20 protein-coding genes are annotated in these 26,524 nt (G+C 67.9%); 16 read left to right on the top strand and 4 right to left on the bottom strand.

What is annotated here, in order from left to right; all coding sequences use genetic code 11:
- The first annotated feature begins 42 nt into the window (after window positions 1-42).
- Window positions 43-600: a helix-turn-helix domain-containing protein gene (locus ABZ345_RS36960; RefSeq protein WP_359859266.1), complete on the top strand. Its 558-nt coding sequence runs from the start codon at window positions 43-45 to the stop codon at window positions 598-600.
- A gap of 271 nt (window positions 601-871) precedes the next feature.
- Window positions 872-3,067, top strand: a complete 2,196-nt coding sequence (locus ABZ345_RS36955) for a glycosyl hydrolase family 28 protein (RefSeq protein ID WP_359859264.1) — start codon at window positions 872-874, stop codon at window positions 3,065-3,067.
- Here the strand turns inward: ABZ345_RS36955 and ABZ345_RS36950 are convergent.
- Both ABZ345_RS36950 and ABZ345_RS36945 read right to left on the bottom strand, forming a co-directional pair.
- Window positions 3,060-5,345 (bottom strand): FdhF/YdeP family oxidoreductase, encoded by a 2,286-nt coding sequence (locus tag ABZ345_RS36950; protein WP_359859262.1) that lies wholly within the window; start codon window positions 5,343-5,345, stop codon window positions 3,060-3,062. The genes ABZ345_RS36955 and ABZ345_RS36950 overlap by 8 nt on opposite strands.
- A 148-nt stretch (window positions 5,346-5,493) precedes the next feature.
- Window positions 5,494-6,381, bottom strand: coding sequence for a hypothetical protein (locus ABZ345_RS36945; protein WP_359859260.1), 888 nt, complete (start codon window positions 6,379-6,381; stop codon window positions 5,494-5,496).
- 91 nt (window positions 6,382-6,472) lie between these two features.
- On the opposite strand from ABZ345_RS36945, the gene ABZ345_RS36940 reads away from it, so the two are divergent.
- The 13 genes from ABZ345_RS36940 to ABZ345_RS36880 all read left to right on the top strand — a co-directional run bounded on the left by ABZ345_RS36940 (window position 6,473) and on the right by ABZ345_RS36880 (window position 24,762).
- Window positions 6,473-9,100 (top strand): valine--tRNA ligase, encoded by a 2,628-nt coding sequence (locus ABZ345_RS36940; protein ID WP_359859258.1) that lies wholly within the window; start codon window positions 6,473-6,475, stop codon window positions 9,098-9,100.
- 5 nt (window positions 9,101-9,105) lie between these two features.
- On the top strand, window positions 9,106-10,443 hold the full coding sequence (locus ABZ345_RS36935) for a folylpolyglutamate synthase/dihydrofolate synthase family protein (RefSeq protein WP_359859256.1): 1,338 nt from the start codon (window positions 9,106-9,108) through the stop codon (window positions 10,441-10,443).
- Window positions 10,440-10,847 (top strand): DUF4233 domain-containing protein, encoded by a 408-nt coding sequence (locus ABZ345_RS36930; protein ID WP_359859255.1) that lies wholly within the window; start codon window positions 10,440-10,442, stop codon window positions 10,845-10,847. Before ABZ345_RS36935 ends, ABZ345_RS36930 begins: the two co-directional genes overlap by 4 nt.
- A gap of 209 nt (window positions 10,848-11,056) precedes the next feature.
- Window positions 11,057-11,362, top strand: coding sequence for a PE domain-containing protein (locus ABZ345_RS36925; protein ID WP_359859253.1), 306 nt, complete (start codon window positions 11,057-11,059; stop codon window positions 11,360-11,362).
- Between the two features lie 4 nt (window positions 11,363-11,366).
- Window positions 11,367-11,972: a DUF3558 domain-containing protein gene (locus ABZ345_RS36920; RefSeq protein ID WP_359859251.1), complete on the top strand. Its 606-nt coding sequence runs from the start codon at window positions 11,367-11,369 to the stop codon at window positions 11,970-11,972.
- Window positions 11,969-13,255: a WXG100 family type VII secretion target gene (locus tag ABZ345_RS36915; RefSeq protein ID WP_359859249.1), complete on the top strand. Its 1,287-nt coding sequence runs from the start codon at window positions 11,969-11,971 to the stop codon at window positions 13,253-13,255. Before ABZ345_RS36920 ends, ABZ345_RS36915 begins: the two co-directional genes overlap by 4 nt.
- Window positions 13,252-13,956, top strand: coding sequence for an ESX secretion-associated protein EspG (locus ABZ345_RS36910; protein WP_359859245.1), 705 nt, complete (start codon window positions 13,252-13,254; stop codon window positions 13,954-13,956). The genes ABZ345_RS36915 and ABZ345_RS36910 overlap by 4 nt, the downstream gene beginning before the upstream one ends.
- Before the next feature lie 39 nt (window positions 13,957-13,995).
- Entirely contained in the window at window positions 13,996-14,427 is a 432-nt protein-coding gene (locus ABZ345_RS36905) for a hypothetical protein (protein WP_359859243.1), read from the top strand.
- Window positions 14,428-14,478: 51 nt separating this feature from the next.
- Window positions 14,479-15,987 carry an alkaline phosphatase D family protein gene (locus ABZ345_RS36900; protein WP_359859241.1) on the top strand — a complete coding sequence of 503 codons (1,509 nt, stop codon included), beginning with the start codon at window positions 14,479-14,481 and terminating at the stop codon, window positions 15,985-15,987.
- Window positions 15,988-16,008: 21 nt separating this feature from the next.
- Window positions 16,009-17,253, top strand: a complete 1,245-nt coding sequence (locus ABZ345_RS36895; protein WP_359859239.1) for a hypothetical protein — start codon at window positions 16,009-16,011, stop codon at window positions 17,251-17,253.
- Window positions 17,254-17,347: 94 nt separating this feature from the next.
- A complete protein-coding gene (gene pulA / locus ABZ345_RS36890; RefSeq protein WP_359859237.1) occupies window positions 17,348-22,747 on the top strand; it encodes a pullulanase-type alpha-1,6-glucosidase in 5,400 nt (1,799 codons plus the stop codon).
- Between the two features lie 76 nt (window positions 22,748-22,823).
- The gene (locus ABZ345_RS36885; RefSeq protein ID WP_359859235.1) at window positions 22,824-23,279 is read left to right on the top strand and encodes a MarR family transcriptional regulator; all 456 of its coding nucleotides are present in this window, start codon (window positions 22,824-22,826) and stop codon (window positions 23,277-23,279) included.
- 40 nt (window positions 23,280-23,319) lie between these two features.
- A complete protein-coding gene (locus tag ABZ345_RS36880) occupies window positions 23,320-24,762 on the top strand; it encodes a DHA2 family efflux MFS transporter permease subunit (protein WP_359859233.1) in 1,443 nt (480 codons plus the stop codon).
- Here ABZ345_RS36880 and ABZ345_RS36875 read toward each other — a convergent pair.
- Complete coding sequence (locus tag ABZ345_RS36875; RefSeq protein WP_359859231.1) at window positions 24,759-25,376, bottom strand: hypothetical protein; 618 nt, start codon at window positions 25,374-25,376, stop codon at window positions 24,759-24,761. The two genes, ABZ345_RS36880 and ABZ345_RS36875, sit on opposite strands and share 4 nt — an antisense overlap.
- A 75-nt stretch (window positions 25,377-25,451) precedes the next feature.
- Between ABZ345_RS36875 and ndk the strand changes: the two genes are divergently transcribed.
- Window positions 25,452-25,862 (top strand): nucleoside-diphosphate kinase, encoded by a 411-nt coding sequence (gene ndk / locus ABZ345_RS36870; RefSeq protein ID WP_045316836.1) that lies wholly within the window; start codon window positions 25,452-25,454, stop codon window positions 25,860-25,862.
- Between the two features lie 65 nt (window positions 25,863-25,927).
- Here the strand turns inward: ndk and ABZ345_RS36865 are convergent, their stop codons facing one another.
- A complete protein-coding gene (locus ABZ345_RS36865; protein WP_359859229.1) occupies window positions 25,928-26,515 on the bottom strand; it encodes an N-acetyltransferase in 588 nt (195 codons plus the stop codon).
- Window positions 26,516-26,524: the final 9 nt, after the last annotated feature.

Below are 26,524 nucleotides of genomic sequence, written 5' to 3'. Positions count from 1 at the left end.
GGAACCTTGCTAAAGGTTTCTTGATACGCGTACGGTGGTCGCATGACGGACGCTCCCATCACTGATCCCAAGGTGCTCCGGGCGCTCTCGCACCCGTTCCGGTGGAAGTTGATCAACCTGCTCACCGAGCAGGGGCCGAGCACGGCCACCCAGTGCTCGGCGAAGCTCGGGGAGAGCGTCGCCAGCTGCTCGTACCACCTGAACATGCTGGCCAAGTACGGCTTCGTGGCCGAGGTGGAAGGCCCTGGCCGGCAGAAGCCGTGGCGGATCGTCAAGCGCCACCAGATGATCTCGGCGGAAGGGCTCGACGAAGAGGGTGCGCTGGCCGCCGAAGCCGCCGAGATGGCCTACCTGGAGCAGGAGTTCGAGCGCATCCGCGACGCCGTGCGTCAGCACGAGCACCTGTCGGACGAGTGGCGTGACCACTACGGCGTCACCAGCACCACGACGTTCATGACGCGCGAGGAACTGCGCGAGGTCCAGGAGGAGATGCGGGCGTTGATCGACCGCTTCGACGCGCGCGTCGAGAACCCGGAGTTGCGGCCCGAAGGATCCCGGGCGGTGCGCTTCTTCGTGAGCACGACGGTTTCCCAGGACTAGCTGACCGAATTGAGGGGATTGGCCATGTTGTCGCACGACCAGGCGTTTGCTATCGCGAAGATGAAGCGGGTCGAGCTGGAGTCCGACGCGGAGGCTCGGCGGCTCGTTCGCGCACCTGAGGAACCCGTTCGCAGGACAGGTGGAGGAGTGCTCGCGTCAGGGCGCCGCCGCTGGAGGCTGTTCGGTCGCGTGCGACCGGCGTAGCGTGTGCACTCGCCGCCGCTGTAAAGGTTTTCACCACGTTTCAACCCGATCCGAGGGGAGAACAAGGGTGTTCCGGAGACTCGGCACGGCGGCGACCGCGGCACTGTTGGCCATGGCAGTGCTCGCGGAACCCGCCCAGGCGGCGGAGTTCAACGTCAAGGACTACGGCGCCGTCGGCAACGGCAGCGCCAACGACACGGCGGCCATCGACAAGGCGATCACGGCGGCGAACGGCGCGGGTGGCGGCACGGTGAGGTTCCCGTCCGGCATCTACCGCTCGCCCAACTCGATCCACATGAAGAGCAACGTGACGCTCCAGCTCGACGCCGGCGCCACGATCATGGGCGCGAGCGGCAGCGGGTACGACAAGCCCGAGCCGAACCCCAACGACAAGTACCAGGACTACGGCCACAGCCACTTCCACAACGCCATGATCTGGGGCGACCGGCTGACCAACATCGGCTTCGTCGGCGCCGGCACCATCGACGGCGGTGGCGCGCTGATCACCGGCAACCCCGGCAGCGGGCAGGCCGACAAGATCATCTCGTTGACGCGCTGCGAGAACCTGACCGTGAGCGGCATCAAGCTGCGGCGCGGCGGGCACTTCGCGATGCTGATCAACGGCTGCAAGAACGTCACGTCCGACCGGCTGACGGTCGACACGGCCAGCGACCGCGACGGCTGGAACATCATCAGCACCACCAACGTGACGATCACCAACGGCAACTTCGCGGGCAACGACGACGCGCTGGTGTTCAAGAGTGACTACGCGCTAGGGCAGAAGCTCAGCAACGGCAACGTGAAGGTCTACGACACGAAGCTCAGCGCCGGGTGCTGCAACGCGTTGATGTTCGGCTCGGAGACGTGCGGTGACTTCACCGGCTACGACTTCCAGCGCATCGACATCAAGGGCTCCAACAAGTCCGGGCTCGGGCTCGTGTCGATGGACGGCGCGGTCATCTCCGACGTGCACTACAAGGACATCACCGTCACAGGCGTGAAGTCGCCGATCATGATCAAGGTCGGGGCGCGGAAACGGTGCGGGAACAATCCCGGCGTCGGCACCGTCAAGAACATCACCTACGACAACATCACGCTCAACGGCGCCTCGGGCGGGTTCAGCCCCACGATCCACGGCGACCAGGACGGCCACGTCACCGACGTGACCTTCAGCAACGTCAAGATCAACGTGCCGGGCGGCAGCGGCACGACGTCGACCAGCCCGCCGAGCAACGACCGCACCAACTACAACCCGAACAGCATCGGCACGCGGCCCGCGTACGGCTGGTACATCCGCTACGCCGACCGCATCAAGTTCCTCAACGGCAGCGGGGTGTCGTTCACGAACAACGACGGCAGGCCAGCCGTGATCACCGACAACTCGACCGACATCACGTTCGACACGTTCAGCTTCGAACGCGGCACGAACAGCCCGACGGACTTCCTGTTCCGCAACACCAACGGGTTCTGCGTGCGCAACAGCGGATCGCCGCGGATCCAGAACACCGGTTCGACCGAGAAGTGCGCTGTGGGCAACGACTTCAGCGTCACCGTCGACCCCAGCTCCCGGACGATCCAGCCCGGCGAGACCGCGTCGTTCGCGATCCGCACGGCCGCGGTGAGCGGGTCGCCCGGCCCGATCGCGCTGGACGCGGAGAACATCCCGCCCGGCGCCGTGGTCCAGTTCAACCCGGCCACGGTCACGCCCGGCCAGACCGCCACGATGACCGTCGCGACCCTGCCGGACACCCCGCAGGGCACGTCGGACATCACCGTCACGGGCACGTCGGGCTCGGTCACGAAGTCCGCCACCGCACGGCTGACAGTCGGCAACGCGCCGGATGAACTGGTGTTGAGCGCGTTGTCCGTCGCTGACACCGGGAACGCGGGGGACTGGTCGTTGCAGACCAACCTGCGCACCGGGGTCGCGCAGTACGGCGACCGCGACTTCACCTTCAGCGCGGTGCCTGCCGAGATCGCGGGCTCGCAGTGGGTCCGCACGGCCAACGACTCGAAGTCGGCGACGCAGAACCCGTTGGTGAGCTTCGCGATCAACCGTGACGCGGTGGTCTACGTCGCGGTCGACACGCGGCTCGGCAAGCGTCCGTGGATGGACGGGTTGTGGCTCGACAGCGGCATGTCGCTGGTCAACACCGAAGGGTCCCCGAAGACCTTCCGCCTGTACGCCAAGGGCTTCCCGGCGGGGCAGGTTCAGCTGGGACCCAACGGTGGCGGCAGCAACTACACAGTGCTTGTCAAATAGCCTCGAGCCTGACGATCACGGACTTGGAAGTCGGAGTTCCTGAGATGTCCGCCTTGGAGTCCAGCGGCACCAAGGGGTTCGCCTCGGGGAAGTACGTGGCCACGCACCCCCGCGCGGTCGAGTAGGAGACGATCCGGAACGACTCGGCGCGGCGTTCCACAACGCCCGTCGGGTCGTCCTTCCACTCCGACACGATGTTGACCATCTGGCCGTCGGTGAACCCCAGCGCCTTGATGTCGTCGGGGTTCACGAACACCACGCGACGGCCGTCCTTCACGCCGCGGTAGCGGTCGTCCAGGCCGTAGATCGTGGTGTTGTACTGGTCGTGGCTGCGCAGGGTCTGCATCACCAGGCGACCCTCCGGCACCTCCAGCACCGTCATCTCGTTCGCGGTGAAGTTCGCCTTGCCGGTCGCCGTCGCGAACTCCTGCGAGTCACGCGGCGGGTGCGGCAGCACGAAACCGTCCGGCTGGCGCACGCGCGTGTTGTAGTCGGTGCAGCCCGGCACCACGCGGGAGATGTGCTCGCGGACGACGTCGTAGTCCTTCTCGAACTCCTCCCACGCCACAGGATGCGAGGAGCCGAGCGTCTTGCGGGCGAGGCGGCAGACGATCGAGACCTCGGACAGCAGCTGGTCGGACGCGGGCGTCAACCGGCCGCGCGAGCGGTGCACGACCGACATCGAGTCCTCGACCGTCACGAACTGCTCGCCCGAGTGCTGCACGTCGCTCTCGGTGCGCCCCAACGCGGGCAGGATCAGCGCGGTGCGGCCGTGGATCACGTGCGAGCGGTTGAGCTTCGTGGAGACGTGCACGGTCAACGAGCACTGCTCCAGCGCCTTCTCGGTGACCGGCGTGTCCGGGGTGGCGCTGACGAAGTTGCCGCCCATCGCGATGAACACCTTGCCGCGGCCGTGGCGCATGGCGTTGATGGCGTCGACGGTGTCGAAGCCGTGCTTGCGCGGCACGGAGATGCTGAACTCGTTCTCCAGCGCCAGCAGGAACTTCTCCGGCATCTTCTCGTAGATGCCCATCGTGCGGTCGCCCTGCACGTTCGAGTGGCCGCGCACGGGGCACAGGCCGGCGCCGGGCTTGCCGATCATGCCGCGCAGGAACATGACGTTCGCGACCTCGCGGATCGTCGGCACGCTGTGCTTGTGCTGCGTCAGACCCATTGCCCAGCAAGCGATCGTGGCCTTCGAGTCGACGAACATGCCGGCCACGCGGGTGATCTGCTCGCGGGTGAGGCCGGTGGCGGTGAGCACCGCGTCCCAGTCGAGCGTCTTGAGGTGTTCGGCATAGGCCTCGAAGCCGTGGGTCTTGGCCTGCACGAAGGCCTTGTCGGCCTTGTCCCACTGCAGGATCAGGTGACCGATCGCCTGGAACAGCGCCTGGTCGCCGCCGACCTTGATCTGCACGAACTCGTCGCACAGCGCGGTGCCGCGGCCGACCACGCCCGCGACGTTCTGCGGGTTCTTGAACCGCATCAGCCCGGCTTCCGGCAACGGGTTGACCGCGATGATCTTCGCGCCGTTCTTCTTGGCGTCCTCCAGCGCGCTGAGCATGCGCGGGTGGTTCGTGCCGGGGTTCTGGCCGACGACCACGATCAGGTCGGCGAGCTCGAAGTCCTTGATCGACACCGAGCCCTTGCCGATGCCGATGGTCTCGTTCAGCGCGGCGCCCGAGGACTCGTGGCACATGTTCGAGCAGTCCGGCAGGTTGTTGGTGCCGAACGAGCGGACCAGCAGCTGGTAGAGGAACGCGGCCTCGTTGCTGGTGCGGCCGGACGTGTAGAAGATCGCCTCATCGGGTGAGGAGAGCGCGTTCAGCTCTTCCGCGATGAGGGTGAACGCGGCGTCCCAGCCGATCGGCGTGTAGTGCGTGGCGCCGGGCTTGAGCACCATCGGCTCGGTGAGCCTGCCCTGCTGCCCGAGCCAGTAGTCCGTCTTCGTCTGGAGGCTCTCGACGGAGTGCTCGGCGAAGAACGCCGTCGTGATGCGCCGCTTCGTCGCCTCCTCGGCGACGGCCTTGGCGCCGTTCTCGCAGAACTCCGCCATCTTGCGGTGGCCCTGCGGCTCCGGCCACGCGCAACCGGGACAGTCGAAACCTTCACGCTGGTTGAGCAGGCGCAACGTCTTGACCGTCCGGCTGACACCCATCTGCTCGACCGCGCGGTCGAGCGACACGAGCACGCCGGGAATGCCCGCCGCCCATGTCTTGGGGGTGCTGACTTCGAGCGCGGACTCGTCGACGTCGTGCTGCGGGGGCTTGCTGCTCATACGTGCATTCTTCGCTGATCGACGTCGACGCCGCCAGCGCCCCCGAAGAACGCGGCGGCGTCGTCGTCACGGGCCCCAAGGGGTTGAACGGTCCGTGACGGTCAATTGTGATCGCCGTCACTCATGCCCGGCACCTCTGAAAGGGTGATCAGTCGCAGGTGTTCTCCGTGGGCATCTGACCGTCCGTGGAGAAGAACTTCTTGTCGTCGCCCGGCAGTCCGTGGTCGGGCTTCGGCGGTTCGCTGAACTGCGGCGCGAGGAACCCCTCCTTCGCCGCCGTGCAGGCGATCGAGTACTGGAAACCGGTGGAGTCCGACGGCCACAGACCCGCCGGCGTGACCGTGTACGTCACCTGCTCGCGGATGGCCGCGACCATCTCCAGCTGGCTCGTCAGCTTCTTCGGGTCCGGCGGCTCGAACGCGTACGCGAACACGTAGTCCGTCGTCACGGCCGGATAGCCGTCCTTCTCGCCGAGCGTCATCTTCCCGGACGCGCGGATGCCGTGGGGGAGCAGCTTCATGCCCTGCTTGAGCCGCGTGGTCCAGCCCGCGAGGTCCTTCGTGATGTGCTCGCGCACGTCCGGCGCCAGCAACGCGAGGAACCGGTCGGGCTTGTGCTCGTCCAGCATCGCCGGGTCCATCCGCGACGCGACGATCGCCTGTCTGACCTGCTCGTACGCGGGGTTCCCGTCCGGCGCGACGATGCCCTTCTCGCCTTCGGCCCACTGCTCGGCGGGCGTGCCGGCGAACGGGATCTCTAGGTTGACGCCGACCTGCGGCAGCTTCACGTCCGGCAGCGAGACCTCGCCGAACCTCCCGGCCTTGTAGAGCCCGAACAGCACCGCGCCGATGACGACCAGCGCGACGGCGGACACGACCTTGCCTCCGTGCCGGTGCCAGCGGGCCTGCCGGCGTTGCCTGCGGATCTCCCTCTTGGCGCGTCTGGTGGCCGCGCGGATCCACGCCGCGTCCTTCAGATCGGGATGGTCGCCGATGTCGTACTGCACGTTCTCCCCCAGGAATGGTCCGCTACGCACTCACACGTTCGCGGGCCCGTCCGGGTTGCCATCGCCGTTAGCAGGTATCTCGTTTCAAGTCGATACCCCCACCTCCGTAGACTTGACAGCTGTGACTGAACTCGACACCGCACCCCAGCGTCCTGACCTCCCCGCCGCGTGGACTCCGGCGGAGGTAGAGGCGGAGCTGTACCAGCGGTGGGTCGACCGGGGCTACTTCACGGCGGACCCGAGCAGCGACAAGCCGCCGTTCACGATCGTGCTGCCGCCGCCGAACGTGAACGGCAGCCTGCACATGGGCCACGCCCTCAACCACTCGGTCATGGACGCGCTGACCAGGCGCCGCCGCATGCAGGGCTACGAGGTCCTGTGGCTGCCCGGCACCGACCACGCGGGCATCGCGACGCAGAACGCCGTCGAGCGCGCCCTGGCCGGTGAGGGCCTGTCGCGGCACGACCTCGGGCGCGAGAAGTTCGTCGAGCGCGTCTGGGAGTGGCGCGAGGAGGTCGGCGGCCGGATCCTCGGCCAGATGCGCCGCCTCGGTGACGGCGTCGACTGGACGCGCACCCGGTTCACCATGGACGAGGGCCTGTCGCGCGCCGTCCAGACGATCTTCAAGAAGATGTTCGACGACGGCCTGATCTACCAGGCCGAGCGGATCATCAACTGGTGCCCGCGCTGCCAGACCGCGCTGTCGGACATCGAGGTCGACCACAGCGAGGACGACGGCGAGCTCGTCTCGATCCGCTACGGCGACGGGGAGAGCTCGATCGTCGTCGCGACCACCCGCGCCGAGACGATGCTCGGTGACACCGCGGTCGCCGTCCACCCGGACGACGAGCGCTACCAGCACCTGATCGGCACCGAGGTCGAGCTGCCGCTGACCGGGCGCCGCATCCCGATCGTGGCCGACGAGCACGTCGACCCGAAGTTCGGCACGGGTGCGGTCAAGGTCACGCCCGCGCACGACCCGAACGACTTCGAGATCGGCCAGCGCCACAACCTGCCGAACCTCACGATCATGGACGAGCGCGCCACGATCACCGCGCACGGCCCGTTCGAGGGGCTCGACCGGTTCGAGGCGCGTCCGGCGATCGTCGCCGCGTTGCGCGAGCAGGGCCGGATCGTCGCGGAGAAGCGGCCGTACGTCCACGCGGTCGGCCACTGCTCCCGGTGCGACACGGTGGTCGAGCCGCGGCTGTCGCTGCAGTGGTGGGTCAAGGTCGAGGGCATCGCGGCCGCGGCGTCGGCCGCCGTTCGCGACGGCCGTACGACGATCCACCCGGCCGAGCTGAACAAGCGCTACTTCGACTGGACCGACAACCTGCACGACTGGTGCATCTCGCGCCAGCTGTGGTGGGGCCACCGGATTCCGGTCTGGTACGGCCCGAACGGCGAGGTCGTCTGCGTCGGACCGGACGACGAGGCGCCCACCGGTGAGGGCTGGCGTCAGGACGAGGACGTCCTCGACACCTGGTTCTCCAGCGGTCTGTGGCCGTTCTCGACGCTGGGCTGGCCGGACGAGACCGAGGACCTGAAGAAGTTCTACCCGACCACGGTTCTCTCGACCGGCTACGACATCCTGTTCTTCTGGGTCGTCCGGATGATGATGTTCGGCCTGTACGCGATGGGCGAGACCCAGCCGTTCGACCACGTCTTCCTGCACGGTCTCGTCCGCGACCAGTACGGCAAGAAGATGTCGAAGTCCAAGGGCAACGGCATCGACCCGCTGGAGTGGATGGACCGCTACGGCGCCGACGCGACGCGCTTCACGTTGCTGCGCGGGGCGAACCCCGGTTCGGACCTCGCGGTCGCGGAGGAGTGGGCGGCCGGTTCGCGCAACTTCACCACGAAGCTGTGGAACGCCACCCGTTTCGCTCTGGCCAACGGTGCGACGGTGTCTCGTCCGCTGCCTGATCGTTCCGAGCTGACGGCCGCGGACCGCTGGATCCTGGACACCCTGGACGAACTCGTGTCCACTGTGGACTCCAACTTCGAGTCGTTCCAGTTCTCCCGTGCCTGCGAGGCGTTGTACAGCTTCACGTGGGACGAGTTCTGCGACTGGTACCTGGAGATCGCGAAGGTCCAGATCGCGGACGGCCGCGTCGAGGCCACGCAGTCGGTGCTGGGGCACGTCCTCGACGTCCTGCTGCGCCTGCTGCACCCGGCCGTCCCGTTCATCACCGAGACGCTGTGGACGTCGCTGATCGGTGAGGAGTCGCTCGTCATCGCGTCGTGGCCGCAGGCGTCGGGTGCGGAGCGCGACGACGACGCGCTCGCGCAGATCGAGGGCCTGAAGAAGCTGGCCACCGAGATCCGCCGGTTCCGCTCCGAGCAGGGCCTCAAGCCGGGCCAGAAGGTCGCGGGCAAGGTCCGCGGCGCGTGCTGCGTCGGCCTGATCGACCAGGTGCCGTCCGTTCGCTCGATTACGCGCCTGACCGAGCCGGGCGACGAGTTCACCGTCTCCGCGACGCTCGAGGTCGGCCTGCCCAAGGGCGCGGTGAAGGTCGAGCTGGACCTGTCCGGCGCGATCGACGTCGTGGCCGAGCGCAAGCGCCTCGAGAAGGACCTGGCGGTGGCCACCAAGGAGCTCGCCCAGACCTCGGGCAAGCTCGGCAACGAGGCATTCCTGGCCAAGGCGCCCGCCGACGTCAAGGCCAAGATCGAGGCCCGCAAGGCCGCCGCCGAGTCCGACATCACCCGCATCAACGAGCGCCTGGCCGCGCTGCCGGAGGCGTAACAACCGTGGAACACAACCTCGACGAGTTTCTCGACGTCGAGAACGAGCTCAACCAGCGGTGGCCCGAGACCAAGCTCGAGCCGTCGCTGGACCGGATCAAGGCGCTGGCGCACGTGCTGGGCGACCCGCAGACGAACTACCCCGTGGTTCAGCTGACGGGCACCAACGGCAAGACGTCGACGTCGCGCATGGCCGACGCGCTGTTCGCGCGCATCGGCCTGCGCACCGGCCGGTACACGAGCCCGCACCTGCAGCTCGCGACCGAACGCATCAGCCTCGACAACCAGCCGATCAGCCCCGAGCGCTACGTCGAGGTCTACCGCGACATCGAGCCGTTCGTCGCGATGGTCGACGCCCAGTCCGAGATCCGCCTGAGCAAGTTCGAACTGCTCACCGGCATGGCCTACGCGGCCTTCGCGGACGCCCCGGTGGACGTCGCCGTCGTCGAGGTGGGCATGGGCGGCACCTGGGACGCGACCTCGATCGCGGACGCGAAGGTCGCCGTCCTGACCCCGATCGGCCTCGATCACACCGAGTACCTCGGCACCCGCATCGAGGACATCGCCGCGGAGAAGGCCGGCATCATCAAGCCGGACTCGGTGGCGATCGTCGGCGAGCAGACGCCGGAGGCCATGAAGGTCATCCTCGAACGCGTGGCCGCAGTCGACGCCATGGTCGCCCGTTTCGGCAGCGAGTTCGGCGTCGTGTCGCGCGCCGTGGCCGTCGGCGGTCAGCTGGTGACCCTGCAGGGCCTCGGCGGCATCTACGAGGACATCTTCCTTCCGCTGCACGGCGAACACCAGGCAGCCAACGCGGCTCTGGCCCTGGCTGCCGTCGAAGCCTTCTTCGGCGCGGGCCCCGAGCGCCAGCTCGACGTGAAGGCCGTCCGCGAAGCCTTCGCCACCGTCGAGACCCCCGGCCGCCTGGAGCGGGTCCGCTCGGCCCCCAACGTGTTCGTCGACGCGGCCCACAACCCGCACGGCGCCGCCGCTCTGGCTCGCGCGCTGGAGTCCGAGTTCGGCTTCCGCAAGCTCGTCGCGGTCGTGGCGGTCATGGCCGACAAGGACGCCGAGGGCATCCTCGCCGCCCTGGAACCGGTGGTGCAGGAGCTGGTGATCACCACCAACTCCTCCCCGCGAGCCATGGACCCGGACGTGCTGGCCGGCCTCGCCATCCCGATCTTCGGCGAGGACCGCTTCGAGGTCTGCCCGCGCCTCGACGACGCCATCGAAGAAGCCATCCACCTGACCGAGGACGAGCTCTCCGGCGGCGGCGTCATCGTCACCGGCTCCGTCGTCACCGCGGGCGAGGCCCGCGCCCTGTTCGGCAAGGAGCCGGCATGACCGAGGCCGCGTCCACTCCGGCGCCCCTGAAGAAGGATCCGCTCAAGGCGTTCCGCGGCATCATGGCCGGCACGCTGATCCTCGAGGTCATCGTTGTGGCCCTGGCCCTCCCGGTGATCGCCAAACTGCACGGCGGCGTGGGCACCCTGGCCGGCTGGGTGGCGTTCGGCTTCATCGCGGTGTTCATCGCGATGTGCGCCTTCGTCCGACGCCCGTGGGCCATCGCCGCCGTCGTGGGCCTGCACGTGCTCCTGATCGCCACCTGGATCCTGCTGCCCGCGCTGGGCGTGATCGGCGTGATCTTCGGCCTCGTGTGGATCTACATGCTGTGGCTGCGCAAGGACCTGCTCAAGCGCATGGCCGAAGGGCGCCTGCCCGCGCAGCAACAGCAACCGGCCGAGTGAGCGGACATGTCTCGCTGACCGCAATTCAGCAATGAAACGCTGACGAAATAGCGCGATGAACGGGCCGTGCGGAACTTCGTACCCGTACTTGTCGCAATGCCGTGGTGAACCTTCGTCTTGTTCACCCGATCGTGCTTTGAAGCCCGGACAAGCCTCCTGACCCGGCGCTATGCTCCTTGGCGCACGAATCTGCAAGGAGGGCACTGGGGATGAGTGGGACCAAGGTCGATCTCGAGACACTGCGCGCCGCCATCAAGGAGTACGAGTCGATCCGCGACGAGCTGCAGATGTCGCATCAGGCCGGCTTCACGCTGGCGACCGTTCAAGCCGCCGGTCTGGACATGCCGAGCAAGGTCTACGCGAACTGGGCCGGCAACGCGGGCAAGATGCACCAGCAGTCCAACCAGCAGCTCCAGGACGTGCTGACCACCCGGATCGACAACCTGAAGGCCACGCTGCAGCAGTACGAGCAGACCGAGCAGGGCAACCAGGCCAATCTCAAGCCGAAGGACTGAGCAGTTGCGCATCCGAACCATCGTCGCCGGTACCGCCGCACTCGCCCTGCTGGCCGGATGCGGCGACAGCGGTGGCACCACCGGCACGCCGACGACCGGCACGCCGACGACCAGCACCGGCAACGGCGGCGCAGCGCCCAAGATCGGGAACCCGCTCGACGTGAAGGCCTTCGAGGCCGATCCGTGCAGCGCGGTCACCCCGGCCCAGGTGCAGGCGTTCGGACTGCCCGGAGTCAGCGGCAGGACGAACCCCGGTGCTGTCGGAACGGCGTGCATCTGGCTCGGCACCAGCACGCCCGCGAAGATGTCGCCCGGCATCGCGATCCTTCCGGACGGCACCAGCATCTCCTCGATCCTCGCCAAGAAGGACTCGACCTACCAGGTGTTCGAGCAGCTGCCGGACATCCAGGGCTATCCCGCGTACATCGCCCTCGTCAGCGACGGGCGCGCGAGCGGTAGCTGCGAGCTTCTCGTCGGCGTCTCCGACAGCAGGACGATCGGCTCCACGTTCCAGAGCTCCACCGGCAGCGCCAAGTTCGCGGACCCGTGCGGTGCCGCCACCGAGTTCGCCACTCTCGCCATCACCACGATCAAGGCAGGTGCGAAATGACAGGACCCGCGCCCAGCTGCTTCACCCAGGACAACTCCCGCGCCGAGGGGTTCTCCGGGCACGAGATCTACGCCCAGATGACCGGCGGACCCGGTACCGCGTCCGCGCAGCAGGCCGCGACCGTCGCCGGCAACCTGGAACGCAGCTACGCAGGAGTCGAGTCGCGCCTCAAGAGGGTCGGCGAGACGCTCGGCGAGGCGTGGACCGGGGCCAGTTCCGACGCCGCTCAGGCCGCCGCCAACCCCATCAACCAGGCCATGATCCAGATGCAGGACGCGCTGCGGCAGGCCGACCGCTCGCTGTCCAATCAGGTCTACCAGTTCAACTACAACAAGGCTCAGCTCAAGAACATGCCGGCGAGCAAGCCGGACACGGACATCTGGGACGACCTGTCGCCGTGGGACACGGACACCGAGGACGCGGTGAACGCCTACAACGGCGACGAGTCGCACAACCGGAAGGTCTACAAGGAGTTCCAGAGCGCGAGCAACACCAACCGCGGTGAGCTGCCCCAGGAGTTCCCCGGCGTCACGGCGGACAACCTGCAGGTCGAGGTCGTCAACACCGGTGGCGACGACGGCCGGGACAAGACCGGCAACAACGTCGACAACTCGAGTGTCCCGCGCGGCACGCCGAACCACTCGACCTCGACCGGCACCCCGCAAGGCACGACCGGTGGCACCACGTGGACCCCACCCGGCACCATCACCGGTGGCAACGACACCACGACGTCCCAGGCCGTCGGAGGAGACGTCAACAGTCCTCTGAGGACCGAGTTCCCCGGCAAGCCGCCCGTCGGCAGCGTGATCGAGCGCCCGCCGAACACGGGCATCCCGCCGATCGGTGTGCCGGTCGGCCCCGGCGGCCTGAACGGACCCGGCGGCTCGGGCTCCGGCCGCGGTCCCGGTGGCGGCGCGAGCCGAGGCCCAGGTGGTCCCGGTGGCAGCGCGGCGGGCAAGCTCGGTGGCGGCAGCGGCTCCGGCCGGCTCGGCGGTGGCGGCCTCAGCGGCACCAGTAGCGGCACCTCGGGGCAGCAGCAGCCCGGCGGCAAGTCCGGTGTGTTCGGCGGCATGGGCGCGGAGGGCGGCCCGAACGCCGCCGGGCGCGGTGGCGCGGGCGCGGCGGGCAGGGCCGGTGCGGGCGGCATGGGCGGCCACGGCCAGAAGGGGCAGGGGGAGGACGACCTGGAGCACAAGTCGGCCGACTACCTGATCAACGAGGAGAACACCAACGAGATCATCGGTGACATGCCGATGGTCGCGCCGCCGACGATCGGGGGGTGAGCGTGCTGCGGTCGTCCATTCAGCTGTCCGACCTCGCGTTCGACGTGCTGTGGAAGCAGGAGCGGCTCGGGGAGTACCACCCGGCGCTGTCCGTCGACTCGCCCGGCGAGACCGAGGACGAGCGCGCGGTCATCGAGCGCGAGGTCATCGGCGAGCTGCGCAGGGTCGGGCTGGACCACCCGGACGTGCGCGGCACGCTGCACCTGATCGCCAAGGCGGAGCAGGACTACTCGGCGTGGATCGCGGTGACGCCGAGCGAGACCAGGCCCGTGGTGGTCGCGGCGAACTCGCAGCACGGTGTTCTCGCCGTGCACGACAACGGGTTCGTGCAGCTGCACCCGATCCGGCCGGAGAACGCGCCGGAGGTGCTCGCGATGCAGCTCCCGGACGTGCCCGCGGGCCGCGGCGCGTCGATCAACGTGCACGAGTCGGAGATCAACGTGCACCAGGCCGGCAAGCCGTCGCCGTCGATCGCGCTGCGCCAGCTGCTCGCCCAGCCCCGCAAGGGCACGGCGAAGCTGTACGCGGCCAAGCGCAACGGCGAGGGCCGGCAGCGGGCCAAGACCTTCCTCACCACGATCGACTTCGAGGACGGCCGCTGGCTCGTGGTCAAGTACACCGACGAGAACCAGCAGACGTGGGTGCACGCCACGCCCGCGTCACGGCAGATCATCACGGACTGGCTCAAGCGCCTGACCTGATTTACCGCTGACTAACCGGACTGCACCAGCGTCGCGGCTGTGAGAAAGCCACTTGCTCTCGTCGCCGCACTGGCCGCGACGCTGCTGTCCGTCGGTGTCGGCACCGCCCACGCCGAGACCGTCCCCGGATGTGCCTCTGCCAAGCAGATCGGCTCCACCGGCGCCATCACCTTCCAGGGCAAGCAGATCGGCTCCGTGAAGCAGTTCGCCGGCTGCGGCAAGAACTACCCGTACCTGTGGGTCTGGGACTCGTACTACAACTCCCACCGCGACGTCCACGTCAGCAACTGGATCGCGGAGTTCAGCGGCGGCGAGGAGATCCCGCACGGCGGCGGCGAGGCCACCGGCAAGCAGGAGCTGTGGGGCAAGGGCGCGGCCACGCTGGACAAGTGCACCAAGGCCGTCGCCACCATCCGGACCGGCTCCGGCGTCACCGACTACGTGTGGGGCGCCACGGACAAGCGCTGCTGAAGTTCATCTCGGGTTCGGCGGCCGGTCAGAAGCGGGGACTAGAAACCGCGCATGACCTTCGACCGTCGCACGTTGTTCAAGGCAGGCGCAATCGGAACGGCCGCGGCGCTGGTGCCCTCGGGCATCAGCCTCGCCAAGACCGACCGCCCGGTTCTCACGCACGGCGTCCAGTCCGGCGACGTCACCTGGGACGGCGGCATCGTCTGGACGCGCGCGGACCGTCCGTCCCGGATGCTCGTCGAGGTGTCCAACGACCCGAAGTTCCGCCTCTCCCGCCACGTGCGCGGTCCGCTGCTCACGCCGGAGACGGGCGGCACCGGCCAGGTCAGGGTCGGCCACCTGCTGCCCGGCCGCACCGCCTACTACCGCGTCACGGCCGAGGACCTGCACGGCCGCAGCTGCAGCGAGCCGGTCACCGGCAGCTTCTCCACCGCCCCGCTCGGCCGCGACCAGGTCCGCTTCGTGTGGTCCGGTGACGTCGCGGGCCAGGGCTGGGGCATCAACCCGGACATCGGCGGTATGCCGATCTTCAAGGCGATGGCGGATCGCAAGCCGGACTTCTTCATCCACAGCGGCGACAGCGTCTACTCCGACGGCCCGATGAAGGAGTCGGTGACGCTCCCGGACGGCCGGATCTGGCGCAACGTCGTCACGCCCGAGAAGTCCAAGGTGGCCGAGACGCTCGACGAGTACCGCGGCCAGTTCGCCTACAACCTGCTCGACGACAACCTCAAGCGCTTCGCCGCCCAGGTCCCGACCTATGCGCAGTGGGACGATCACGAGGTCACCAACAACTGGTACCCCGGCGAGATCCTCGAGCTCCCTCAGTACACCGAGAAGCGCGTGGACGTGCTGGCACAGCGCGCTTTCCAGGCGTTCCACGAGTGGATGCCGATCGACCAGCACCGCGCCGTCGACGGCCGCGTCTACCGGAAGTTCTCCTACGGCCGCAACATCGAGATCTTCGTGCTCGACATGCGCACCTACAAGGACAAGAACACCTCGCCCAAGGACCAGCCGGGCGTGATCCTCGGCGAGAAGCAGGCGAAGTGGCTCGTGGACGCGCTCAGCCGCAGCACCGCCACATGGAAGATCATCGCGGCGGACCTGCCCATCGGCCTCACGGTCCCGGACGGCGTCGACATCGAGGGCGTCGCGAACGGCCTGCCGGGTGCTCCCGACGGCCGTGAGCACGAGATCGCCTGGGTGCTGCGCGAACTGAAGAAGCGTCGCGTCCGCAACACCGTGTGGCTCACCGCGGACGTCCACTACACGGCCGCGCACCACTACTCGCCGGAGCGCGCGGCCGTGGGCGACTTCGACCCGTTCTGGGAGTTCGTGTCCGGCCCGGCGCACGCGGGTGCGTTCGGTCCGAACGCGCTCGACCCGACGTTCGGCCCGGAAGCCGTGTTCGTGCACGCCCCGCCCGCTCCGAACACCTCGCCTCTGGACGGGTTCCAGCACTTCGGCGAGGTCGAGGCGAACCGCCACGAGCTCACGGTGTGGCTGCGTGACGCAACCGGCGCATCGCTCTGGTCCAAAACGCTGAAGGCCGCCTAGAGGTCGCAATAGGGTCGGTGTGTGCCCATCTCGTTCGACACCACCGGCTTCCACCAGCTCAGCCAGAACTCCTGGCAGCACCCCAGCGGTGATCAGGCAGAACTGGCCTACTACAACCTGGTCCCGGACCTGCCGGCCGGGCTGGACGACCTGCCCAGGCTCAGGCACGACCTCGCCCTGCTCCACGGGGAGAGCGGCTGCCTGATCGAGGCGCAGCTGGTCCAGCTCGCCGGTGTGCCCGCGTTGCTGCGGATCATCAAGATGCCGTTGCGGAACCAGCCGAACGGGCAGATCTTCGTCTGCTCCTTCACGATCCCGAAGGCGAACTGCAGTGCCGTGCTGCAGTTCGGCGCGATCGAGCGCGGCACGACGGGCATGCGCGAGGGCGTGCTGGCGGCGGAGATCGGGTTCCAGAACTGGATCAGGCCGCACCCGTACGCGCCGGAGCTGCAGGGCGTGCTGCCGTTCCACGCCGGCGACGATCCCCGCTACGACGCGAGGTTCCCCGACCATCCGTTGTCCCGCGTGCGCGCGTGGGCTCACCACGTCGTCCGCACGGCACGGGTCGACCCGCAGTTCGCCTCGCTGCCGCCGTTCCAGGTCCAGGCGCCACCACCGCCCGTCGCGCCGGGTCAGACCCTCGTGACGGCGCTGCCCAGCCTGCCGGTCAAGGACTTCGTCGGCCTGCAGATCGGTGACCAAACGACCTACTGGCGGATGACCGACCCGAAGCTGAAGGAGATGCTCGGCTGCGGTGTCATGGGCCGGTCGCCCCTCGCGGACATCCGGTTCCGCGACATGCTCATGATCGACGTCGAGACCGGCGAGGCGATGATCCCCGACCGCTTCACCACCGACGGCAACATGACGGCGCACGGCACGCACCTCGTGCAGGTCACGCTGCCGGAGGCGGACGCCGAGCTGTCCGACGACGACGTCATGGACGCGTTCAGGTGGGCCGGCCGGATGTCCGGTGTCGCGGCGGAACGTGGTGAGTACCTCTCTCTCGAGCCGATCCAGAACCAGGGCGAGCAGATGGATCCGCACGTCCTGCTGGCGGTGCAGCAGCACGAGGGACAGCAGGTCGTCATCGCCCAGTTCTCGCCTCCGCCTGCGGAGGGGCCGCTGGCCGGGTCACCGAGCCGCAGCGCGCCCGCGACCCCGGAGTCCGTCGAGGGCATCGGCGTGATCGCCGGGATGGCGGTCAACGAGTGGCGGTCGCACCCGCTCCGCATCGCGATCACCTACAAGCGTCCGGCAGGCTGATCGCAAAAATTTGCAGGGCTCGACGTATTGTTTCCCGGTGTTTGTCGTGGTTTCGTGCAGCAACCCTGCAAGAAGTTGCGACAAGGAGGTCGCGATGCGTCGGGTCGTCGCCGCGCTCGCTGCACTGGTTCTGCTGCCACTCACACCCGTTCAGGCCGTTGCCGCACCACAGCAACGTCTGGCCGTGGGGGAGGTGGTGGACATAGCGCCCGGTGTGCGCGAAGGAGACGCGAAGCTCGCGTTGCCACCCAAGCGAGACGACCTGCGGGGTGAGCGCTTCTACTTCGTGATGCCGGACCGGTTCGCGAACGGCGACCCTGGCAACGACCGCGGCCGCTCGGCCGGCGCCGAGAACGGCTTCAACCCCGCGGACAAGGGCTTCTACCACGGCGGTGACCTGAAGGGCCTGCGGTCGAAGCTCGACTACCTCGACGGCATGGGCATCACGGCGATCTGGATGACGCCGATGTTCCTCAACCAGTGGGTCCAAGGTGACTCCGCCGGTTACCACGGCTACTGGACTGTCGACTTCACCAAGCTGGACCCGCACTTCGGCACTGTCCAGGAGATGCGCGACCTGATCCGCGACGCGCATCGCCGCGGGATCAAGGTGTTCTTCGACATCGTCGCGAACCACACCGCCGACGTCATCAAGTACGCCGAGAACAAGACCGCGTACGTCAGCACGGGCGCGCAGCCGTACCTCGACGCCGACGGCAAACCTTTCACCCTCGCGGACTACGCGGGCAAGAAGGACTTTCCGAAGCTCGACGCGCAGAAGTCCTTCCCGTACACGCCGGTCCGCCGTGGACCGACGAAGTATCCGTTGTGGCTCAACGACTCCACGCTCTACCACAACCGCGGCGACTCGACGTTCTCCGGCGAGTCCAGCGAGCAGGGCGACTTCTCCGGCCTCGACGACCTCATGACCGAGCACCCGCGCGTGGTCAACGGCATGAAGGACATCTTCACCAGCTGGATCGACACGCTCGACATCGACGGCTACCGCGTCGACACCGTCAAGCACGTCAACATCGAGTTCTGGCAGGCGCTCGCGCCGCACGTGAAGCAGTACGCGAACCGCAAGGGCAAGAAGGACTTCTTCGTGTTCGGCGAGGTCTTCGACTCCTCGCCGGAGAACACCTCGAAGTACACGACGACCGGCCGCATGCAGGCCACGCTGGACTTCCCGTTCCAGAGCAGCGCGCTGAGCTTCCTGTCCGGCAAGGGTTCCCAGCGGCTCGGCGAGGTGCTGCTCGACGACGACCGCTACACCGACGCCGACTCCAACGCCTCGTCGCTGCCGACGTTCCTGGGCAACCACGACATGGGCCGGATCGCGTGGATGATCCGCAACGACCGGCCGGGCATCTCGGACGCGGAACTGCTGGAGCGGCTCAAGCTCGGCAACACCCTGATGTACCTGTGGCGCGGCAACCCCGTCGTCTACTACGGCGACGAGCAGGGCTTCGCGGGCACGGGCGGCGACAAGCTGGCACGTCAGGACATGTTCGCCTCGAAGACGCCCGAGTACATGGCGGAGAAGCTGGTCGGCTCCGACCGCACCGGCGCCGTCGACAACTACAACACCTCGCATCCGCTGTATCAGCAGCTCAAGGCCCTGGCGGCGCAGGTCGACCAGGACCCGGTGTGGCGGGACGGCAACCAGGTTCTGAGGTACGCCGACGGTGACGTGTTCGCGTTCAGCCGGATTCTCGGCCGTGAGCACCTCGTCGTGGCCAACGCCGGCACCTCGCCCGCGACCGTGACCGTGCCTGTTTCTTCTGCTTCTTTCGAGAACGCGCAGGTGGTGAACGGCCGGGTAACGGTGACCGTGCCCGCGCTGTCGTCGTTGGTGCTCAAGGGAACCAGTGACGTCGTGGCGTCGAAGCCGTCGCCGGTCCTGGTCGCCCCGGCCGCCGGAACCGTGCTGGACAAGCGCGTCGAGCTGCGCGCGGACGGCATCAGCACGCCCAACGCGGCGGCCACGTTCGCGGCACGGCTCGAAGGGACCTCCGACTGGACCGTGCTCGGCACCGACGACGCTGCTCCCTACCGCGTTTTCGCTGACCTGGCGGCACTTCCGGGTGCTGCCGTGGGCAAGCGCGTCGAGCTGCGGGTGGTGGCGAAGTCGGGCGAGATCGGCGCGGACGGCGCGTTCGTGTCGCTCGTGGCCGCGCCGCCGGTTCCCGACCCCGGCACCAAGAACCCGGACTGGCTGGTCGTGCACTACCAGCGGGATTCGTACGACGGCTGGGGCCTGCACGCCTGGGGTGACGTCGAGACGCCGGTCGACTGGAACGCGCCGCTGCCGTTCGCGGGCGAGGACGCCTACGGGCGCTTCGCGTGGATCAAGCTGAAGCCCGGTGCCAAGTCCGTCGGGATCATCGCGCACAAGGGCGATGAGAAGGACACCTCGGTCGACCGGTTCGTCGACCCCAGCGTGACGCCCGAGGTGTGGCTGAAGCAGGGGCAGACGCCGGTGTACGCCTCTGAGCAGGCGGCTACCGGCAAGGCGGTTGTGCACTACCTGGGTGACTCGGCCGGCGTTGTCGTGCGCGTTGCCGGACGGCCGGATGTTCCGTTCTCCAACGGTATTGCCGAGCTACCGCCCACCACGGACTTCTCCGTCGTGCGCGGCACGACCGTCGAGGCGTCCGGCAAGTTCACGAGTGGCCACTCGTGGGTCGCGGGCGGGAAGGTCCACGCTACGAAGGCCGCCGCCGAGAACCGGGCGGTGATCCACTACAACCGCGCGGACGGCGACTACACCGACTGGGCGATGTACCACTGGACGGGTTCCGCCGAGCCTTCGCCGGGCTGGAACCAGTCGCGCGTCCCGGACGGGCGAGATGCATATGGCGTGTACTGGTCGGTGCCGCTCGCTGCCGGTGCGGCCGGGCTGAGCTACATCATCCACCGCGGCGACGCCAAGGATCCCGGGCCCGACCAGTTCCTCGACCTGGGTCAGAAGGGGAACGAGGTGTGGCAGTTGCAGGGCAACGAGACCTATCTGCTGCCGCCCAACGCCGGTCCCGCCGCCGACGACGACCTGACCAAGGCCAAGGCGATCTGGATCGCGAAGGACAAGGTCGTCTGGGACGTGCCGTCCGTGCAGTCGGATGGTTACCGGCTCGAGTACGGCTCACGTGTGCTGCGGCTGTCGCCGACGACTGACGAGGTTCCGGTGCAGTTCCCGCACCTCAAGGGCAAGCCGGTGTTCGCGGTGCGCGGGTTCGTCGACGAGGCGTTGCGGGACAAGCTCTCCGCTGTGCACGTCGACGCGGGCGGTGCGATCCGGCACCGGACGGGCGTGCAGATCGCCGGGGTGCTCGACGACCGTTATGCCACTGTGGCAACGAAACTGACGTTCGGGCCGACGTTCGACCACGACCGCGCGTCGATCCGGTTGTGGGCGCCGACGGCTCAGAACGTGAAGCTGCGGCTGTTCGACGAGCCTTCCGGCACGCCTCGGAAGGTCGTGCAGCTCAAGCGCGACGACGCGTCGGGCTCGTGGACCGGTTCTGGCGACTGGAAGAACAAGTACTACCAGTTCGAGGTCACCAACTGGCAGCGCACGGTCGTGGTCACCGACCCGTACTCCGTTGCTTTGTCGGTGAACTCGACGCACTCGCAGTTCGCGGATCTGAAGGACTCCCGCTCGATGCCACAGGGTTGGTCGCGGGACATCGCTCGCGGTATCGGTGGCGCGATCACGGAACTGCACGTGCGGGACTTCTCGATCAACGACCAGTCCGTCCCGGCGGCGGAACGCGGCACGTACAAGGCGTTCACGCACCGCGACTCGGTGGGCATGAAGCACCTCAACGCGTTGGCTGCGGCGGGCATGGACACCGTGCACCTGCTGCCGACGTTCGACATCGCGACGATCCCCGAGAAGCGTGCGGACCAGGCCACGCCCGCGTGTGATCTGCCTTCGCTGCCCGCGGACTCCGACCAGCAGCAGGCCTGCGTGGGTGCGGTGGCTGCTCGTGATGGCTTCAACTGGGGTTACGACCCGTTCCACTACGACGTGCCGGAGGGTTCGTACGCGACGGCGGACGCGCAGAACGGCTGGGCGCGGTCGAAGCAGTACCGCGAGATGGTGAAGTCGTTGCACGACAACGGCAACCGCGTGGTGGTGGACGTGGTCTACAACCACACGGCGGCGTCCGGTGACGCACCGACGTCGGTGCTCGACAAGGTCGTCCCCGGCTACTACCAGCGGCTCAACCTCGACGGCTCGGTCGCGAACTCGACGTGCTGCGCGAACACCGCGACCGAGAACGCCATGATGGGCAAGCTCGTCGTGGACTCCGTGGTGCGCTGGGCGCGCAACTACAAGGTCGACGGCTTCCGGTTCGACCTGATGGGCCACCACCCGAAGGCGAACATCCTCGCGGTGCGGGCCGCTCTGGACGCGCTGACCGTGGAACGCGACGGCGTGGACGGGCGCAAGATCGGCGTCTACGGCGAGGGCTGGGACTTCGGCGAGGTCGGCGGCAACGCCCGGTTCGAGCAGGCCACGCAGGCGAACATGGCCGGTACGGGCGTCGGCACGTTCAGCGACCGGCTGCGCGACGCCGTGCGTGGCGGTGGGCCGTTCGACGACGACCCGCGCGTGCAGGGCCTCGGCTCCGGTCTTGCCGGGGACGTGAACTCCTCGCCCGCGAATGGAGATGTGGCGGCGCGGCTGGAGAATTACAGCGACCTGGTGAAGCTGGGCATGGCGGGCAACATGGCTGCTTATCGCTTCCGGTCGACGGCCGGGCCTGTGGTCTCGGGCCGGGACGTCAAGTACAACGGGTCTGCTGCCGGGTACACCGGCCAGCCGTTGGAGGCCATCACGTATGTCGACGCGCACGACAACGAGACGTTGTTCGACGCGTTGACCTACAAGCTGAAGCCCGAGACGTCCATGGATGATCGCGTGAAGATGCAGACGGTGGCGCTGGCACCGGTGCTGCTCGGGCAGGGGCGGCCGTTCGTGCACGCGGGTACCGAGTTCCTGCGCTCGAAGTCGTTGGACCGCAACAGCTTCGACTCAGGTGACTGGTTCAACCCCTACGACCCGTCGTTGCGCGACAACGGGTTCGGTCGTGGGTTGCCGCCCAAGGCGGACAACGAGTCGAAGTGGCCGTACGCGAAGCCGTTGCTGGGTATGGCGAAGCCGTCGTCCTCGGACATGAAGGCCTCGCTCGACGCGACGCTGGAGCTGTTGCGGATCCGGAAGTCGTCGCCGCTGTTCTCGCTCGGGTCGGCGGACCTGGTCCAGCAGAAGGTGTCCTTCCCCGCGGCCGAGTCGGGGGTGATCGTCATGCACATCGACGACACGGTCGGGCCGGACGTGGACGGCGGTCGCCGGGGCATGGTCGTGGTGATCAACCCGTACCCGACGGACAAGGCCGTTGCGCTGCCTGCGGGGGAGTGGAGGCCGCTGACCAGCGAAAAGCGTGCTGGAGCGGCGCGATCGGTTGTGGTGCTGGAGCGATAGTTCCGCTAGCAGATAGTTGAGGTTTAGATAATTTGGTACCGTAGGTCTCATGGGCACGACGATGTGTACTGACTTGATGATGCTGCTGCATCGGACGTCGCACGCACTGGAGACCGAGCTGACGGCGCGGCTCGCGGAGATCGGATTGACTCCGCGAGCCCGCTGCGTGTTGTCCGGAGCGCTGGACGCGGAGCACACGCAGTCCGAGATCGCCGAGATGATCAGCATCGACAAGACGACCATGGTCGTGACGCTGGACGCCCTCGAGTCCGCCGGCTACGCCGAGCGCAGGCCGTCCGCGACCGACCGCCGTGCCCGCGTCGTCGCCGTGACCGAGTCGGGCCGGGCAATCGTCGAGAAGGCCGACCAGGTCGTGGCGGACGTGTACGAGAGCGTGCTGAGCTCGTTGCCCGCCGATGAGCGCGAAGGCATGGTGCGGGGGCTGACCCGGTTGACGGAGGGCCGGCTGAGCACGCCGATGCCGTGCGAGAAGCCGCCGCGCAAGCGTGCTCTGCGTCATGCAGTCGGATAAGAGATAGTCCCGTACAAAACTATCTGCTACGGTTCCTCTTATGACTTCAGGGGGACCGAAGACGGACTCGCGCTGGCTGGCGCTGATCGTCCTGTGCGCGGGCATGCTGATGATCGTTCTCGATCAGACGATCGTGAACGTGGCGCTGCCCGCGATCGAAGAAGACCTCAAGTTCGGCCAGGCCGGTCTGGCGTGGGTCGTCAACGCGTACTTGATCGCCTACGGCGGTCTGCTGCTGCTCGCCGGGCGTTTGGGTGACCTGATCGGGCACAAGAAGGTGTTCCTGATCGGCCTCGGCGTCTTCACGGTCGCGTCGCTGCTGTGCGGCGTGTCGTTCAGCTCCGAGATGCTGATCATTTCTCGCTTTGTGCAGGGTGCGGGCGGTGCACTGGCCACGTCCGTGACGCTGGGCATGGTCGTGACGATGTTCCCGAAGCCTGACGAGCAGAGGCGCGCCATCGGCGTGTTCAGCTTCGTCGCGGCGGCGGGTGCGTCCATCGGCCTGTTGCTCGGTGGCGTGTTGACGGACGCCATGTCGTGGCACTGGATCTTCTTCGTGAACCTCCCGATCGGCATCGTGGCCGCCATCGCCGCCGTGCGCCTGGTGCCCGACTCGGTCGGCCTGGGCCTGCGCGAGGGCGCGGACGTGCTGGGCGCGCTGCTGATCGTGGCCGCGGTGATGCTCGGCGTGTACACGATCGTCAAGGCGGAGCACTACGGCTTCGGCTCGGTGCAGACGCTGGGACTCGGCGCGGTCGCACTGGCGCTGCTGGCCGGCTTCGTCTGGAGGCAGCGGACCGCCGCGAAGCCGCTGCTGCCGTTGCGGGTGTTCAAGTCCCGCAACGTGACCGGCGCGAACCTGGTGCAGATCTCCATGGTCGCCGGCATGTTCGGCCTGTTCTTCCTCGGCACGCTCTACATGCAGCTGGTGCTCGCGTACTCGCCGCTGGAGATCGGTCTGGCGTTCATGCCGGTCGCCGGTGCGATCGCGGTGTTCTCGGTGTCCCTGTCGGCGCGCCTGAACTCGCGGTTCGGCGAGCGGAACATGCTGATCGTGGGCCTGGTGTTCATGCTGGTCGGCATGGTGGTGTTCACACAGGTGCCGGTCGACGGCTCGTACCTGACGGACATCCTGCCCGCGGTGGCGCCGCTCGGCATCGGTCTCGGCCTGTCGTTCCCGGCGTTGATGACGCTGGCGATGTCCGGCGCGTCGCACGACGAGGCGGGCCTGGCGTCCGGGCTGGTCAACACGACCGCGCAGGTGGGTGGAGCCCTCGGCCTCGCGGTGCTGGCCACCACCTCGACCTCTTACACCTCGTCGCTGGTCGCCTCGGGCGTTGGCCGGCTGGAGGCGCTGACGTCGGGCTTCCACCTGGCGTTCTGGATCTCCGCGGTGCTCGTGGCGGTCGCGCTGGGCCTGGCGGTGTTCGTGTTGCGCCAGGTTTCGGTGGACCGCGACGGACAGCCCGTGCTGGTGCACTAGTGCGCGGCTAACTCCTCGCGTTTGCGGACGTCCTCGGTGCGCAGGATCGCGAACTTGCGGTCCTGCGCTTTGAGGACTTTCAGGAAGCCCGGGCTGGTCTCGAACACGTAGACGTCCTCGGCGTCGTTGATGCGTTCCCTCGGGACCCACGGGGTGCTGACGATCGCGGCCACCGCGAGGGCGGTCGCGGTGCTCATCAGCGCGAACCAGTGCAGCAACCAGCGAGCGTTCCTGATCGAGACGAACATGACCGCACCCGCCACGAGCTCACCGACCGGCACCCACCAGCGGTGGTAGGTGAGCGTGTGCGACACCGTCAGCGCCACGAGCACGATGAGCCCGAGCAGCACCGCTGACCTTGGTCTTTCGGGATCGTCGCGGATCTGGAACAGGTAGACGAACGTGCCCGGTGTGACGATCATCAGCGCGACCGTGCTGATCCGGTCGTCGGCCATGAACGTGCCCAGGACCAGGCTGGGTGCGTCGTCCAGGTCGAGCGTGTGCAGCAAGGCGAACGCCGTGTGCATGTCGTAGTGGCTCACGGCGAGGAGCCGGAGCAGAACGAAGAGGACTGCGGCGCCGGTCACGGCCGACCCCGTGTGCTTTGCACTCACTCTGCGAACTATGGCAGGTGTGGCGTTCGATACCCTGTGGCCACTTCCCGTACCTGTTTTGAGGAGTTTCCCGTCGTGTCCGAGCGCACCCTGGTCCTGGTTAAGCCCGATGGCGTCGAGCGTGGTCTCGTGGGCGAGGTGATCGCCCGGATCGAGCGCAAGGGGCTGAAGCTCGCTGCGCTGGAGCTGCGCACCGCTGACCGCGCTACCGCTGAGCAGCACTACGCGGAGCACGACGGCAAGTCGTTCTACAACGACCTGGTCGACTTCATCACCGGCGGCCCGCTCGTCGCGCTGGTCGTCGAGGGCACGCGCGCGATCCCGGCGTTCCGTCAGCTCGCGGGTGGCACGGACCCCGTCGAGAAGGCGACCCCCGGCACGATCCGCGGCGACTTCGGTCTCGAGGTCCAGTACAACCTGGTGCACGGGTCGGACTCGGCCGAGTCGGCCGAGCGTGAGATCAAGATCTGGTTCCCGAACCTCTGAGCGCACCGGTGTCGTCCCGTCACGAGTCGTGACGGGACGGCCTCACCGGTTGAGGACGGCTCGCGTCAGGACCGTCGTGGGCTCGAGCCCAGGCCGCCTGGCTTGGACCCGTTGAGGTTTGTTCCCTCCGGGTGTCCCAGCGGCAGGTACATGTCGACCGCGTCCCAGCGGTCGTTGCCCACGGCGATGGCGTTGGGCATGCGGCCGTATTCGCGGAAACCGATGCTCTCGTAGAGCTCGATGGCGCCGTGGTTGTTGCCGCGCGTGCCCAGCATGACGATTTCGATGCCTGCCTCGCGGGCGTGGTCTACGAGACCCTGCACGATCAGTCGGCCCAGTCCCAGGCCGCGGGCGTCCGGGTGGGACATGACCTGTTGGATCTCGGCGCGGTGCTGGAAGACGGCGGTTCCGCCGCGGCGCCACAGTCCTACGGCTTGGACGACACCGTCCACTTGGGCCGTGCCGAAGGCGGCGTCGTTGTCGCGGGCCTGTTTGAGGACGCCGTCCAGCCAGACGTTGATGCGTTCCCGGGTCGGGGGCTCGTGGTAGCCGACGGCGCCGCCCGCTGCCACGACGTCGTGCACGACGGTGTGGATCTCGGCGCGCAGGTGGTCGTCGGCTTCGGTCAGCCACCGCAGTTCGATCTCTGGCATGGGCCCGAT

This window comes from Lentzea sp. NPDC005914 (assembly GCF_040629405.1).
Taxonomy (GTDB): domain Bacteria; phylum Actinomycetota; class Actinomycetes; order Mycobacteriales; family Pseudonocardiaceae; genus Lentzea.
This window is presented reverse-complemented; position numbering and strand designations above follow the sequence as displayed.

Coding starts and splice junctions, on each gene's coding strand:
- ABZ345_RS36960 (WP_359859266.1), top strand. CDS start 43: ATGACGGACGCTCCCATCACTGATCCCAAGGTGCTCCGGGCGCTCTCG.
- ABZ345_RS36950 (WP_359859262.1), bottom strand. CDS start 5,345: ATGAGCAGCAAGCCCCCGCAGCACGACGTCGACGAGTCCGCGCTCGAA.
- ABZ345_RS36930 (WP_359859255.1), top strand. CDS start 10,440: ATGACCGAGGCCGCGTCCACTCCGGCGCCCCTGAAGAAGGATCCGCTC.
- ABZ345_RS36925 (WP_359859253.1), top strand. CDS start 11,057: ATGAGTGGGACCAAGGTCGATCTCGAGACACTGCGCGCCGCCATCAAG.
- ABZ345_RS36915 (WP_359859249.1), top strand. CDS start 11,969: ATGACAGGACCCGCGCCCAGCTGCTTCACCCAGGACAACTCCCGCGCC.
- ABZ345_RS36900 (WP_359859241.1), top strand. CDS start 14,479: ATGACCTTCGACCGTCGCACGTTGTTCAAGGCAGGCGCAATCGGAACG.
- pulA (WP_359859237.1), top strand. CDS start 17,348: ATGCGTCGGGTCGTCGCCGCGCTCGCTGCACTGGTTCTGCTGCCACTC.
- ABZ345_RS36885 (WP_359859235.1), top strand. CDS start 22,824: ATGATGCTGCTGCATCGGACGTCGCACGCACTGGAGACCGAGCTGACG.
- ABZ345_RS36880 (WP_359859233.1), top strand. CDS start 23,320: ATGACTTCAGGGGGACCGAAGACGGACTCGCGCTGGCTGGCGCTGATC.
- ABZ345_RS36865 (WP_359859229.1), bottom strand. CDS start 26,515: ATGCCAGAGATCGAACTGCGGTGGCTGACCGAAGCCGACGACCACCTG.